Consider the following 13,259-nt stretch of genomic DNA (forward strand, 5'->3'; position numbering starts at 1 on the left):
GGGTAATTTGGTCGCAACATGCGCCTCACCCCGCACGACATCTACCGCTCCTTCCCCGTGCAATTGCTGCTCTTGCACCTGCGCAGCAATTTCTTGCTGCTCGGGATGTGGCTGCTCCTGCTCCTGATGATCAGCGGGGCGCTCGGCCAGCAACTCGGCCTGCAGTACCTCTTCCTCGATCCCGAATACCTCGGAGAGAGCGGCTACTATTCCTTCCTGATCGTGGGCCTGGCCTTCGGCTTTTTCACCATGAGCTGGAACCTGAGCACCTACCTCCTGCTGGGCGGCTACTTCAACTTTCTGGCCAGCCTGTCGCGCCCGTTCTTCAAATTTTGCATCAACAACGCCCTGTTACCCCTCGGGGTATTCCTGACGTACTGCACCTTACTGATTCGCTTCCATCCGTCGTCGGAGGGGGCGGTAACGCAGGTGCAGGGGCTTTCCGGATTAGCAATGGGATTGGTACTGAGCCTCTTTCTTTACTCGATCTACTTCAACCTCACCAACCGGGACATTAACTACTACACCGCGGGGCGGGAAACGCCACCCAATCGCGGCCCCGGCCTGCAGGCCGGGCTGGGCTACCGCCCCTACGAGGCCTCCGCCCTCGGCCCGCAGATGGTAAACCTGTACGACAATCCGTTTCAGGTCAGGACCTACCTCAATGCGAGTTTGCGCACCCAGCGCGTCCGGTCGGTTGCCCACTACGAAACCGATCTGCTCAAGAACATCTTCCGCCAGAATCACTTCAACGCCCTCGTCCTTCAGTTCGTGACGATCGCCGTGTTGATCGCACTCGGGTTGCTGATCGACTACCCCACCTTTCAGATCCCGGCCGGGGCGAGCTTCTTTATTCTGTTCAGCCTGTTCGTTTCCATCATCGGTGCGGTGAGTTACTGGTTCTCGGAGTGGCGGCTTACCTTGCTAGTGCTCCTCCTGATCCTGGTGAACTGGCTCACTAGTACGGCCTTCTTCGACCACGGCAATCAGGCCTACGGCCTGGAGTACGATGAGCCCGCCAGCTACTCACTCGATACCCTCACCAGCCTCTACCGCCCCGAAAACCTGCGGGCAGACCTGGAGGCCACCCGGCAGATCCTCGACCGCTGGAAAGCAAAGCAGCCCACCCAAAAACCAAAGATGGTGGTGATCTGTGCCAGCGGGGGCGGCCTCACGGCATCTTTATGGGCCACCCACCTCGCCCAGAGCATCGAAGCCTGCAGCAACGGCCGCCTCATCGAATCCACGGCCCTCATCACCGGGGCAAGCGGGGGCATGCTGGGTCTGGCCTACCTGCGGGAGACCTACCTGGAATCGCCCTCCTTCCGCTCCAACGGACTGCGCCGGCTCGACCGCGTCAGCCGCGATCTCCTCAACCCCGTGGCCTTTTCCATCGTCAGCAACGACATTTTCCTGCCCTTCCGCCGGATCCGAATTGGGGACGAGCGCTACCGACGCGACCGGGGCTACGCCTTCGAGCGGGCCTACAACCTCGCCACGGATCACCTGCTCGACCGCCCGCTCTCCGAATACCGGGCCGCGGAGAAGGCCGCCTCCATTCCCCTGCTCTTCGTGACGCCCAGCATCGTGGAGGACGGGCGCAGGATGGTTATTTCCCCCCAGGGCGTGAGTTACATGATGGTGCCGCCCGAGGCGTATACGGGGAACATTCCCCTTTCCCCCGATATGGTGGATTTCGGTCGTTTTCTGCACGCCCAGGACGCCGACAGCTTGCGGCTCAGTTCCGCCCTGCGGGCCAACGCCTCCTATCCCTACGTGCTGCCGCAGGTGAGCCTGCCCACCGAACCACTGGTTCACCTGATGGATGCCGGCTACCGCGACAATTACGGCATCGCTTCGGCCTCCCGCTTTATTCACGTTTTCAAAGACTGGATCGAAGAAAATACCTCCGGAGTCATTCTACTACAGATCAGCGCCTTCCGCGAGCAGGAAATTCCCGAGACCGGGCAGCGCGGGGTTATCAGCGGTTTATTCAGTCCGCTCGGCGTGGCCGGCAACATCCTCAGCCTCCAGATTCTGGACCAGGAAGCCCTGCTGGCCGGACTCTCCCGTACCCTCGGCCCTACTAAGTTCCACCTCTTCCGCTTCAACTACCAGCCCCGGGAGGACGATCCCCTGCGCACATCGGTCTCCCTGCACATGACCGAATCGGAAAAAGTGCAGGTGCTGCGCGCCCTCGACGAGCCGGTCCAGCAGCGGCAAATCGATGCCCTTCTACAGCTTCTGGATTAAGCTTCCCTTTCTACCTTTACCCCATGGCGCAGCCCCTCACCCGCATCAATCGCCTCGAGCGCGAACTTCACCTCCGGCAGTTGCAGGTGCGCCGCTTGTTGCAGATCACCCAGGCCATCAACAACAATGTCTCGGCGGGGGACCTGTTTCAGATGTACCGCTCCTTCCTGAGCAGCGAGCTGGGGGTCAACGAAATGGCCCTCTTCGTGCGGGAAAGCGAACACGACGAACGCTGGCAATTGGCCACTTCCATCGGCGTCGACGACCTGCCTACCGACCTGGACTACGCCGACGAGCTACAACGGCTCAAGCGGCCGGGCAACATCGATGAGCCGGATCATCCCCTGTTTCGTCACTTCGAGCACGTAGTACCGGTACTCCACAAGGAGCGCCCCATCGCCTTCATCCTCATCGGCAGCTTCACCGACGAGGAGGACATGTTTGAGCGCGTACAGATCATCACCACCATCAGTAACGTGATCGCGGTGGCCATCGAAAACAAGCGGCTGTTTCGCCGACAGATCGAGCAGGAGCGACTGGAGGCCGACCTTGACCTCGGCGCGAAGGTGCAGCAGATGCTGATCCCGAAGGAGTTGCCCACCAACGATTTTTACGAGCTCAGCGCCATTTACCGCCCCAAGCTCGGCGTGGGGGGCGATTACTTTGATTACCGGGAATTCGCCGACGGCAAGCTGGTCTTCTGCATTGGCGACTTTACCGGCAAGGGGGTCAGCGCCGCCCTGCTCATGGCCAACTTTCAGGCCAACTTCCACACCCTGATCCGGAAGCGTACCGACCTCCACGCTTTCGTCACCGAGATCAACGAAAGCGTGTACCGGATCACCAACGGCGACCGCTTCGTCACCTTCTTCGTTGCCGAGTACGACCGCAGCGCTCACCAGCTTCACTACGTCAATGCCGGTCACCCGCCCGCCGTCCTGGTGAGCGAGAACGGCTTCCAGCTCCTCGACAAGGGGACCACCGTGCTGGGTTCCATCGATGAGCTGCCGGTGCTGGAGGTTGGCACCGTCGATTTACCCCCCCAGGCCCTCATCGTGACCTATACCGACGGGCTTACCGACCTGCAGAGTGCGGCCGGCGAAACCTTCGAAGAGGAGATCCTGTACCAATTTGCCCGCCGGCAGCACTACCGCTCCGCCGGCCTCTTCAATGAGAACCTGCTGGCCAAGCTGGAAGAGTTCAGGCAGGACAACGAGTACCCCGACGATCTCACCATTCTGACGTGCCGAATTTTTGGAGAATGACGGTTGTTCAACAGACCGGCGAAAAGTAGGCTTCGGGAAGAACGAAAACCGCCCGCTATCCGTTCCCCGTAGTGAGATGAAGGATAAGACGATCGCGGCAATTCTGGCTTTCTTCGGAGGCATCATTGGCCTGCAGCGGTTTTATTTAGGCCAGAAGGGAATGGGCATGGCCCAGGTATTCTTCTTTGTTCTTGCCCTGTCCGCCGGGCCCAGTCCGTTCACCGTGATGCTGATCTCCCTGGCGCTCATTTTTGGCATCATCGATGCCATTTCTTTTCTTTCGATGGACCCGCGTGAATTCGACCTCAAGTACAATGAATCGCTGGCCCCGACTTCCGCTTCCGGCAACCACCGTGGGAACCGTCAACCATACCAAAAACAGCGCAGCATGACCGACCGAGAACGACGCTTCCAGGAACGGCAAAGACAGCGGGCCGAGCAGGAGCGCGAACGCGAGCGTCGCGACCGGGAACGGTTTAACCAGCAGCCCGTAGAACAACCGGCGCGCGCCGCTAAGTCCGTCCGCCGGGACCCCGGCCGGTCCGACCGGGAAACGGGGGTTCGCCACTTCCGGGAGTACGAATACGAAGAAGCCATCGCCGCCTTTCAGCGGGCACTGGAAAAGAATCCGCGCGACGTCGCCTCCCACTTCAACATCGCCTGTGCCTACTCCGTAGAGGAGGAAGCCGACCGGGCATTCTACCACCTCGATCGCGCCGTCGCCCTCGGCTTCGACGATTTCGACCGCATTCGCACCCACGACAGCCTGGCCTACCTGCGTATCCAGCGGGCCTTCCCCGACTTTGCGAACAATCAGTTTCGCCTGTCTACCCCGGAGCCCGTCCGCATCTCCAACGAGGAGGACCCCCTGGTCGCCGCTCCGGAGCAACCCGCCAACAACGGGCCGGTACACGATGAACTCCTCGAGCAGTTGCAACGGCTGGCTACCCTACGCGAAAAGGGGCTGCTGACCGAAGTGGAATTTACCACCCAAAAACGGCGACTGCTCGGCTAAGGCCCGATTATTTTACCTACTTTCCCCATCCAGATGACAGCTGACTTCCTCCTCACCGACGCCCTCGTTCCACTGCGTCCTTCCGATACCGGAGAGGAAGCCCTGGAGATCATGAACGAGTTCTACATTCGCCACCTCCCCGTGGTCGACAACCACAAGCTGGTGTCCGTCATCTCCGAAAGCGACGTCCTCGACGCCGACCCCCTGGAGACGGTCGAAAATTACCGCACCGCCCAACTGCCCCCGTCGGTCTTCCCCGACGATCACCTCTACGACGTGATGCGGCAGCTCGTTGACAACAACCTCACCGTCGTACCGGTCATCAACCGCGACGGAGAGTACGTCGGCATGGTCACCGGAGAAGACCTATTGCGCTTCTTTGCCCAGTCCAGCACCTTCAGCGATCCCGGATCCATCGTCGTGCTGGAAATGGGGCGCCACGATTACAGCCTCGCCGAGATCGCCCGGATCGTGGAAAGCGACAACGCCATCATCCTGAGCTCCTTCGTTCGCGGAATGACCGATTCCAATCAGGTAGAGGTGACCCTCAAGCTCAACAGCCAGAGCATCGCCGGCACCATTGCCACCTTCGAGCGTTTCAACTACGTGGTCAAGGCCAGCTTCAACGAAAAGCAACTGCAGGATACCCTGCGCGAGCGCTTCGACAGCCTAATCAACTACCTCAACGTCTAGAAGCTCCCGCTGAACAGCAGCCGAACCCGTAGGTCGTTGGCCTCCCGGGAAAATAGATCCTGCTCCAGCCGGTAAGCCAGTTCAACCCCGACGGCCAGGTCCACAGTATTAAGCCAGGTGTTGTCGAAGAAGAACTGACCGCCGACGCTGCTCTCCGTAAATTCCAGTCGGTCGAACGCATCGATGGCAAAACGGCTGTAGTCGTAGAAGGCATTGAGACGTACTCGCTTGAAGTAAGTGATACCCAGCAGACCGATGTCCGGATACAGTAGCGGAAGCTGGTAGTTGACCCCCAAGCGGAATACCCGGTCGTTGAGTGGCTGCTCGTAGCCCCGCGCGTAGCGGAACACGTCGGGGTACTGGTAGAGGTTCTCGCTTTGCTCCCGCTGTACGTCGAGGTCAAGCCGCAGACCGTGGGTAACGAACAAGCCCGGCAGGTACACCGAACTCTGAAGCAACAGGCGCTCCCCTAGTCGATCACCCCCTAGCGCGCGGTCGAACTTCAGTCGAGCCGTTGCCCCGAGCCGCGGCTGCACCTGGCGGAGGGCCGTCCGCCGCAGTGAACTGAAGTCGACGCCCAGGGCCAGGTTTCCGAAATTGTCCGGCAACCTCCCCTGCTCAGCATCGCGGAGAGCGTAGTACTGGTACCCAACCGAAGGGGCCAGCCCGGTGACCGTATTGCCGGCCACCCACTGCATGGGAACGGTGACGGTGGGCCCCACGGTGAGCTGACTGAATTCCTGATTGAAGAAGCGCAGGCTATCGGTCCGCGCCTCCTGCACGACGGTGTTTCGATCGCGGTACTGGGCCTGAAGTTGAACGACGGGAAACCATCCGCCGTAAGTGAGGGTGGCCCCACCGGAATACCGGTCTTCGTTTAGGTTGTACAGTCCATCGACCGACATCTCGAAGGTGTTCAGCGCATTGGCAAACTCAACGGATAAGCCCGGCGTAACGTAGCTGCCGTTGTAGGACCAGCTGTGTAGTTTGATCCCACCGAGGGTGTTGGAAAAATCGTTGACCGGATAATCCCGCTCCACCACTTCCGCCGGCAGATCGTACTGTTCCGCCGTGTAGGCCACAGGGCGCTCGAAGATGCCCGCTTGCGGGCGGCTACGTCCTTCGATTCCGGCAACCGGCCCCGCAACCGCTAGCTGATGGAGTCGCTCACCACGGGGGGTCGGACTGGAGAAGTACAGGGTATCGCCACTCAGCTGCGGAAAGTAGGCACCAACGGCTACATCGGTCAGCTGCGCGGTTTGTCCCGTAGCGGGATCGAGTCGATAGACATTGTCCACTCCGGTACGACCGCCGGAGTAAAGCAGCGCTCCGTCCTGGGTCACGGTGAGCATATCGACGGGATCGTTGCTGGCTTCCCGGACAACCTCCACCGCCCCGGAAGCCGGTTCCCACGCCCGAATGGAAATCCCATCCGCAGCCTGGGCAAAAAAGTACACGGTTCGCCCGTCGGGTGAAAAGGCGGGCCAGGCCACGTTATTCGCATCGATGCGTACGCGCTGGGTGACCTCCCCGGAGGCGACCTCCAGGATCCGCAATTCGGGCCCCGCCTCCAGCGGATCGAACCACACCGCCGCGATCCGGCTTTCGTCCGCACTCAGTCTGCCGGCTACGTAGTGCCCCCACTCACTCAGCTTGCGCCGAAGCCCGGTTTGTAGTTCGTATACGATCAGGTCGGAATAATTCTGGTTGGTGTAGCGAGGGTCCTGACGGTACTCGGTCCAGACGACGAGGCGCGCTCCCCCATCGAGCCAGGGTTCCCGCTGGATCCCCGTGGTGGTGATTACCTCATCCGGTTGCCCCGGCCTTACCCACACCAGGGCCGGCAGGCGCTGGTAGCTGCTGCGCAGGGCCAGTAACCTTCCCCCCTCATCCATAAAGGGGAACCGGTAGTTGCGAATGTCCCGGTCGGCACCACCGATCAACTCGCCCGGTCGGGAGGGCGGATCGACGTTTAGTACACTATCCTGCCGCTGCTCAAGATCGGCCATAGTGGCCCGGTACAATTGGCCGGTGGTATAGCCCGTCTCCCGCCTGAGTGCACGGCTGAAGGGATAGAACATTCCCCGGTAAGCCGCTGCCTGTTGTAGTACGGGTTTCCATACGTCGTAACCGAAGCGTTCGCGGGCGAAGGTGGTCATGGCGTAGCCGTAGCGATAGTGGTCGGGGACGAGGTCGCGAAAGCTTCCGTTGCGGGCCTTGGCGTAGCGGTAGACAATGTCACGCTGCAACAACGCACGCAGATCTTTACTAAATGCGGGCGTGCGACCCCGCCCCGAGGCGCTCAGGGCCGTTTCGGCGACAACTGCATCACCCTCGCTGAACCAGTTGGGCGTGGCAATGGCGGAAAAGGCCGCCCACCCCTGCTGGCCCTGTAGGTAGCTGATCACCTTGGTGAGCCCCCGTCGCTCGTTGCTGTTCTGTTGCACGTGGCGGAATTCGTGGATCGTGAGCAGGTCCACCCAGTCGGTTCCGCTCAGCAAATTAAAACTCTGGGGGGGCGTGACGTAGAATTCCGAGCGGAAGGGGGCCAGTCCGACGTAACCGTTGATGGTCATATTGGGGGTCTGGAGAATCAAGTCGAAATTGTAAATGGCCTCGCCAATGCTGCCCGTATGCCGGGTGGCCATCCAGTCGATGAGACTTGCCGCCCGCCTGGCCCGGGCCTCGTACCCTTCGGGGAAAATAACCCGGACGTGGTCACCCCGCAGTTGCTGCCAGTCGACCTCCGGTGGGTGCAGGCCAATGTTTTGGGAAGAAAGGTTGGTCAGGGAACAAAGGAAAACAAGAAGGAGGGTCGACCGCATGGAGGGGAAAGTGCTTGGGAGTCACAAGATTGAATAAAACCCGCAATTGTGCATCCGCCGTCGAGTATTCCGAATCCATTCAACATTTACCGACCATCGGCAAAACATCCCGTTCTTTGCCGCCTTATCGGAATACCCCGCCCTAGCCACCAACAATCGTGCGGCCGTAAATAGTCCGTGCAGCCTACCCGCGTCTCAATGTTCATCGCATGACCAACACCATCACCAACGTCCCACCCGGCACCTTCAAGGCGGAGTCGCACTGGTACCCCAAAGCGCTCAACGCCACGATCCACCCGATGGTGAGCTACTTCATGAACCTGGACCCGGAGCGCATCGTGACCCGTTACTGCCACCTCAACCCCCTAGTCGACCCCGACGGATTAAGGGAAATTCTCGCCTATCAGTGCAAGTATTTTCTGTGGGGGGGAGCCGACCTGATCAACGCAACCACCGCCCAGGGCCGCCGCCGGATGGTCATCATCGAAAACAACTCCTGCCCCTCCGGACAAAAGTCGATGCCCCTGCTCGACGACCACCAGGAAGAAGGCAGCTACCGACTGCTCGTCGAACGCACCTTCCGGCCGCTGGTCGAAAAGAGACAATCGAAGAAGGAAGGACGCCTTGCCGTGATCTACGACAAGAACCCCATGGAAGCCAGCGGCTACGCCGCCACGATTGCCGACGTGTTCCAGGAAGACGTGCTCTACATCAGCGACTACTACGGCGCGAAAGAGCGCAAACTGAAGGTGGAAGACGAGTGGCTCTTCGCCCTGCACGAGGGGGAGTGGGTGCGCCTGCGGGCCGCCTTCCGCTACCTCACCCAGCGCCCCTGGACGCGGCTGCCCCTCAACTGCAAAACGCGCATCCTCAATCCCATCGTCACCTGTCTTGCCGGTGGCCGCAATAAGATGGTGGCCGCCAAAGCCTACGACTTCTACAACGGCGAAATCCGTAAGTACGGCCTCAAAATCCACACCCCGGAAACCATCTGGGACGTGAGCCGCAACGAAATCCCCCTGTGGGTAGCGAAACTCGGCGGTCAGGCCGTGGTCAAGGTGCCCTACTCCAACGCCGGTCAGGGCGTATACACGATCACCAACAGGCGCGAACTCGACGCCTTTATGGCCGAACCCATCGACTACGAACGCTTCATCGTACAAAGCCTCATCGGCAATTACGGCTGGAGCTCGACCGGCGGCGACGGCAAGTTCTTCCACGTCGGCACCATACCCGACAAGAAGGGCCGCACCTTCGTCAGCGACGTCCGCCTCATGGTCAGCAGCACCGAAAACGGACTACGCCCCCTGGCCTGCTACAGCCGCCGCGCCGCCGACCCCCTCACCGATACCCTCGACGCGGGGGCCGAATCCTGGTCTATGCTCGGCACCAACCTGAGTGAAAAACTCGGCGACAACCAGTGGTCGAGCGACACCAACCGCCTGCTGCTCATGGACCGCCGCGACTTCAACAAGCTCGGCATCGGACTCGACGACCTGATCGAAGCGTACATCCAGACGGTGCTCAGCACCATCGCCATCGACCAAATGGCCCGCAAGTTGTTTAACAGCAAGGGTAAGTTCAGTCTACGACTGTTTTCCGGTCTCAACAACGACCCCGTTCTCCTCTCCGAAATCCTGGCATGACCCCACTTTCCTTCCTTGTTCTTACCGATCACAGCGCCCACAGCGCCCAGAATTCCGTCTACTCTCTCATCAACACCCTGGCCCGTGATCCGCGGTGCCGGCACATCGACGTAGCCAGCCGGGGGGATGCCCGTAACCGGGATTTTTTCGACGGTGCGGGGACGCGGGTGCAGGGTTTCCGGGTTAAGAGCGAACTCCTTTACCGCCCCGACGGTGCCCACTTTTCCGGAGACCTCTCCCCCCTCGATCCGGCCGATTACGACGTCGTCTGGCTCCGGTTGCCGCACCCGGTGGATACGGCTCGCTACGCCTCGCTACACCGGAACGGCACCATTGTAGTCAACAACCCCACCGGTATTCAGGAAACGGGTGACAAGTCCTTTCTCCTCAATTTCCCGGAATGGACGCCCCCGGCGCGCTTGGTACACTCGGCGGACGAAACGCGGGAGTTCGCTCGCCAGTTCCCCCTGGTGCTGAAGCCCCTGCGGGCCTACGGGGGCCAGGGTATTGTACGGGTCGACGGACCGGACGATCCCCTCAACCTCGACTTCACGGAGCCCTACCTGGCCATGAAATTTCTCAGGAACGTAAGTCAGGGCGACAAGCGCATCCTGGTCGTCAACGGAAAAATCCTGGCGGCTTCCCTGCGCATCCCTCCCCCGGGCGAGTGGCTCTGCAACGTGGCCCGGGGCGGCAAGTCGATCGGTGCCGAAGTAGAACCGGAAGAAGTTGCGCTCGTCGAAGCACTCGCGCCGGAACTGCTACGGCACGGCATCTGTTTCTGTGGGGTGGATACGCTGGTAAACGACGAAGGCAAGCGGGTGCTCTCGGAAATCAACACCCTGAGCATCGGCGGGTTTCCCCAGGCGGAGGCCCAGACCGGCCGCCCCATCCTCCAACAAACCATTAACGAACTGTTCTCCTACTGCTATGACCACCTTACCCGCTGAGACCCCGACCATATTTTCGCTTTCCGACATCGATCAGCCGCCCGCTACGATTCGCCGCTACTGGTTGCGCATCATTAGTGACGGACTGGGAGAGCCCGTTCGTGTACCACTGCTCGTAGCCAAGGGTACCGAAGAAGGTCCGGTTCTGGGCGTGACGGCCGCCGTCCACGGCGATGAGCTCAACGGCATCCGGGTGATCCAGCGCCTCTTTGGCGACCTCGACGTTAGTGAGCTGCGGGGTACCATCGTTGGTGTGCTGGTGGTCAACATTCCTGCCTTCCTGCGCCAGACCCGGGTGTATACCGATGGATTCGACCTGAACCACGTCATGCCCGGCAAAGAAAACGGGCGCGCCAGTGAAGTGTATGCGTTCCGACTGATGGATCGCCTCATCCGCCACTTCAACTTTCTTCTGGACCTACACACTGCCAGCCGGGGCCGTATAAACAGCTACTACGTGCGTGCCGATATGTCTCAGGAAGCCACCCGTCAGTTGGCCATTCTCCAAAATCCCCAGCTGATCGTACACAATCCCCCCAGCGACGGCACCCTCCGCGGTGCTGCGGATACCCTGGATATTCCGGCCGTTACCCTGGAAGTCGGCAATCCCGGCGTTTACCAGCGCACCCTCATCCGTAGCGGCATCGAGGGCGTCCACAATGTACTCTCCCACCTGGGAATGACCGACGACGAGATTATTGCTCCTGCGTCCCCGCCCGTCATCTGCAAGCGCAGCTACTGGATCTACACCCACACCGGTGGCCTCCTCACGGTCGACGTAGACCTGCTCCAGGAAGTAAAGGCCGGCGACCTCATCGCCACCCAGCGCGACGTCTTCGGCAGCCTGAAGGAGCAGTACCTGGCCCCGGAAGACGGCATCGTGATCGGTCGCAGCACCATGCCCGTCAACCGCAGCGGCGGCCGCATTTTGCACCTGGGCATCCTCTAGCGGTTCGTGGCGTCTCGCCGCGGTATCGGTTCGTGGCATCCTGCCGCGGGATCGGTTCGTGGCGTCTCGCCGCGGTCTCGGTTCGTGGCATCCTGCCGCGGCTTTCGGTTCGTGGCGTCTCGGCACGGTTCGTGGCATCCTGCCGCGGGATCGGTTCGTGGCGTCTCGCCGCGGACTTTATCGACGCTTCATACTTATCCTCACCCGCAATAACCCCGGCAAGATGCCGGGAACCAACCGGTTCGTGGCGTCCCGCCGCGGCCATCGGTTCGTGGCGTCTCGCCGCGGTCTCCATCGAAGTTTCATGCTTGTCCCCACCCGCAATAACCCCAGCGAGACGCCGGGAACCACCGCCCCTCTATTCGTACACCACCTCATTCACCACGCGTGCTACCCGGTCCATGTAGTCTTCCTGTGGCGCGGCGGTAATTCCCGGCTCCGCGGTCCAGCCACCGACCTTTCCGTCTTCATCGACTAGCACCACGAAAGGGCAGGTGCCATCGACAATGGATGCTTGGCAGATTGAGCGTTCGTTTTCCGGGAGGAAGCGGCCGGTAGGCAGGTCTGCGCGTAGGGAATCTATTCTACTTAGGTCATCTGCATCGCCGTAAACGTCCCAGCCGCCACTGACGAGAGCTTCGGGATCGAGATCCACGCCGGCACGGTCGCGGCTGATGTAAAGCTGATGATCTTCCAGTTTCAAGGCATAGCCACCGCCCCACCCCCCTACGTTCCCAACGATGAACAGGTCAATCGCGCAGGGAGGAGTGACTACATCATCTTTCTCACAGGCGCAGAGGGAAAGGATCGGCAGGAGCAATATCAGGATCAATCTGTCCATAGTGGATCGGCTGTTTCCAGTAAGACGTAGGTTGTTTACAGAAACGTTAGTGGGGGGGTTGGTTAATCACCCACAAAAACTCCGGCGAGATGCCGGGAACCAACATAACCCCGGCGAGACGCCGGGAACCAACCGGTTCGTGGCGTCTCGCCGCGGTCTCCATCGAAGCTTCATGCTTATCATCACCCGCAATAACCCCGGCGAGACGCCGGGAACCAATCCAACCCCGGCGAGACGCCGGAAACCAATCCAACCCCGGCAGGATGCCGGGAACCACTCTACCCCGGCAGGATGCCGGGAACCGCGAGCTCCATCCGGCACATCCCCCGCATTTCGGGGTGCATGAGGGGCATGTGTAGCGTATAGCTTGCCGAGTGCATGAAGCCCATGCGCGTGTAAAAATCTATGGCCCGGGGGGCGCAGGTCATTGCTTCGAGCCAGAGCAGTTCGTGGCCGGTGGTACGCGCCCGACCGATCGCCCACTCGATGGCCTGGCGGCCGAGTCCCCTACCCTGCACGGCTTGGTCGAGGTAGAGGCGGTGCAACTTCATGGCCCTTTTTTCGGGGTGTTCAGGGGGCGATACGTTGCACAGCAAGCGAATGATTCCTACGGGAAGATCCTTCTGGAGCACAAAGTGATATTCCGCGTTCACGGCCTGAATCTCCCGGGAGAAGTTTTCCTCCCCGAACTGACTTTCGACGTACCAAGCGCCATCATCCGGCCAGAAATGGGCGTAGGCGGGCGGGTAGATGCGCTGCATCAGGTGCATTAGGGCACCCTGGTCGCTGGGGGTAATCGGGCGCAGGTCGATCATTGGCGAT

The 13,259-nt window shown here is 60.6% G+C and carries 10 protein-coding genes; 7 read left to right on the forward strand and 3 right to left on the reverse strand.

The features are described 5' to 3' along the window. Positions 1 to 18 precede the first annotated feature (18 nt). From GGR28_RS13560 to GGR28_RS13575, 4 genes are all read left to right on the forward strand, one after another. Entirely contained in the window at positions 19 to 2,253 is a 2,235-nt protein-coding gene (locus GGR28_RS13560) for a hypothetical protein (protein ID WP_183496349.1), read from the forward strand. Between the two features lie 23 nt (positions 2,254 to 2,276). Continuing rightward, a complete protein-coding gene (locus tag GGR28_RS13565; RefSeq protein WP_183496350.1) occupies positions 2,277 to 3,518 on the forward strand; it encodes a PP2C family protein-serine/threonine phosphatase in 1,242 nt (413 codons plus the stop codon). 76 nt (positions 3,519 to 3,594) lie between these two features. After that, positions 3,595 to 4,533: a TPR end-of-group domain-containing protein gene (locus tag GGR28_RS18895; RefSeq protein WP_221233893.1), complete on the forward strand. Its 939-nt coding sequence runs from the start codon at positions 3,595 to 3,597 to the stop codon at positions 4,531 to 4,533. Positions 4,534 to 4,566: 33 nt separating this feature from the next. Continuing rightward, a complete protein-coding gene (locus GGR28_RS13575; protein WP_183496351.1) occupies positions 4,567 to 5,226 on the forward strand; it encodes a CBS domain-containing protein in 660 nt (219 codons plus the stop codon). On the opposite strand, the gene GGR28_RS13580 is transcribed toward GGR28_RS13575, so the two are convergent. Next, positions 5,223 to 8,051: a TolB-like translocation protein gene (locus GGR28_RS13580; RefSeq protein ID WP_183496352.1), complete on the reverse strand. Its 2,829-nt coding sequence runs from the start codon at positions 8,049 to 8,051 to the stop codon at positions 5,223 to 5,225. The genes GGR28_RS13575 and GGR28_RS13580 overlap by 4 nt on opposite strands. A 209-nt stretch (positions 8,052 to 8,260) precedes the next feature. Between GGR28_RS13580 and GGR28_RS13585 the strand changes: the two genes are divergently transcribed. The 3 genes from GGR28_RS13585 to GGR28_RS13595 are packed head-to-tail and all read left to right on the forward strand — an operon-like array spanning position 8,261 to position 11,596. After that, positions 8,261 to 9,697, forward strand: a complete 1,437-nt coding sequence (locus tag GGR28_RS13585) for an ATP-grasp domain-containing protein (RefSeq protein ID WP_183496353.1) — start codon at positions 8,261 to 8,263, stop codon at positions 9,695 to 9,697. Further along, a complete protein-coding gene (locus GGR28_RS13590; protein ID WP_183496354.1) occupies positions 9,694 to 10,647 on the forward strand; it encodes an ATP-grasp domain-containing protein in 954 nt (317 codons plus the stop codon). The genes GGR28_RS13585 and GGR28_RS13590 overlap by 4 nt, the downstream gene beginning before the upstream one ends. Beyond that, positions 10,628 to 11,596 (forward strand): succinylglutamate desuccinylase/aspartoacylase family protein, encoded by a 969-nt coding sequence (locus GGR28_RS13595; protein ID WP_183496355.1) that lies wholly within the window; start codon positions 10,628 to 10,630, stop codon positions 11,594 to 11,596. The genes GGR28_RS13590 and GGR28_RS13595 overlap by 20 nt, the downstream gene beginning before the upstream one ends. Before the next feature lie 358 nt (positions 11,597 to 11,954). On the opposite strand, the gene GGR28_RS13600 is transcribed toward GGR28_RS13595, so the two are convergent. Continuing rightward, entirely contained in the window at positions 11,955 to 12,437 is a 483-nt protein-coding gene (locus GGR28_RS13600; RefSeq protein ID WP_183496356.1) for a hypothetical protein, read from the reverse strand. A 278-nt stretch (positions 12,438 to 12,715) separates the two neighbouring features. Next, positions 12,716 to 13,252 (reverse strand): GNAT family N-acetyltransferase, encoded by a 537-nt coding sequence (locus tag GGR28_RS13605; protein WP_183496357.1) that lies wholly within the window; start codon positions 13,250 to 13,252, stop codon positions 12,716 to 12,718. Between the last annotated feature and the right edge of the window lie 7 nt (positions 13,253 to 13,259).

Origin of the sequence: Neolewinella aquimaris, assembly GCF_014197245.1 — a bacterium.
In the GTDB taxonomy this organism is placed as follows: Bacteria; Bacteroidota; Bacteroidia; order Chitinophagales; family Saprospiraceae; genus Neolewinella; species Neolewinella aquimaris.

Excerpts from the sequence above, each read along its gene's own strand:
- GGR28_RS13575 (WP_183496351.1), top strand. The coding sequence starts at position 4,567 with ATGACAGCTGACTTCCTCCTCACCGACGCCCTCGTTCCACTGCGTCCT.
- GGR28_RS13600 (WP_183496356.1), bottom strand. The coding sequence starts at position 12,437 with ATGGACAGATTGATCCTGATATTGCTCCTGCCGATCCTTTCCCTCTGC.
- GGR28_RS13595 (WP_183496355.1), top strand. The coding sequence starts at position 10,628 with ATGACCACCTTACCCGCTGAGACCCCGACCATATTTTCGCTTTCCGAC.
- GGR28_RS13560 (WP_183496349.1), top strand. The coding sequence starts at position 19 with ATGCGCCTCACCCCGCACGACATCTACCGCTCCTTCCCCGTGCAATTG.
- GGR28_RS13605 (WP_183496357.1), bottom strand. The coding sequence starts at position 13,252 with ATGATCGACCTGCGCCCGATTACCCCCAGCGACCAGGGTGCCCTAATG.
- GGR28_RS13565 (WP_183496350.1), top strand. The coding sequence starts at position 2,277 with ATGGCGCAGCCCCTCACCCGCATCAATCGCCTCGAGCGCGAACTTCAC.
- GGR28_RS18895 (WP_221233893.1), top strand. The coding sequence starts at position 3,595 with ATGAAGGATAAGACGATCGCGGCAATTCTGGCTTTCTTCGGAGGCATC.
- GGR28_RS13580 (WP_183496352.1), bottom strand. The coding sequence starts at position 8,051 with ATGCGGTCGACCCTCCTTCTTGTTTTCCTTTGTTCCCTGACCAACCTT.
- GGR28_RS13585 (WP_183496353.1), top strand. The coding sequence starts at position 8,261 with ATGACCAACACCATCACCAACGTCCCACCCGGCACCTTCAAGGCGGAG.
- GGR28_RS13590 (WP_183496354.1), top strand. The coding sequence starts at position 9,694 with ATGACCCCACTTTCCTTCCTTGTTCTTACCGATCACAGCGCCCACAGC.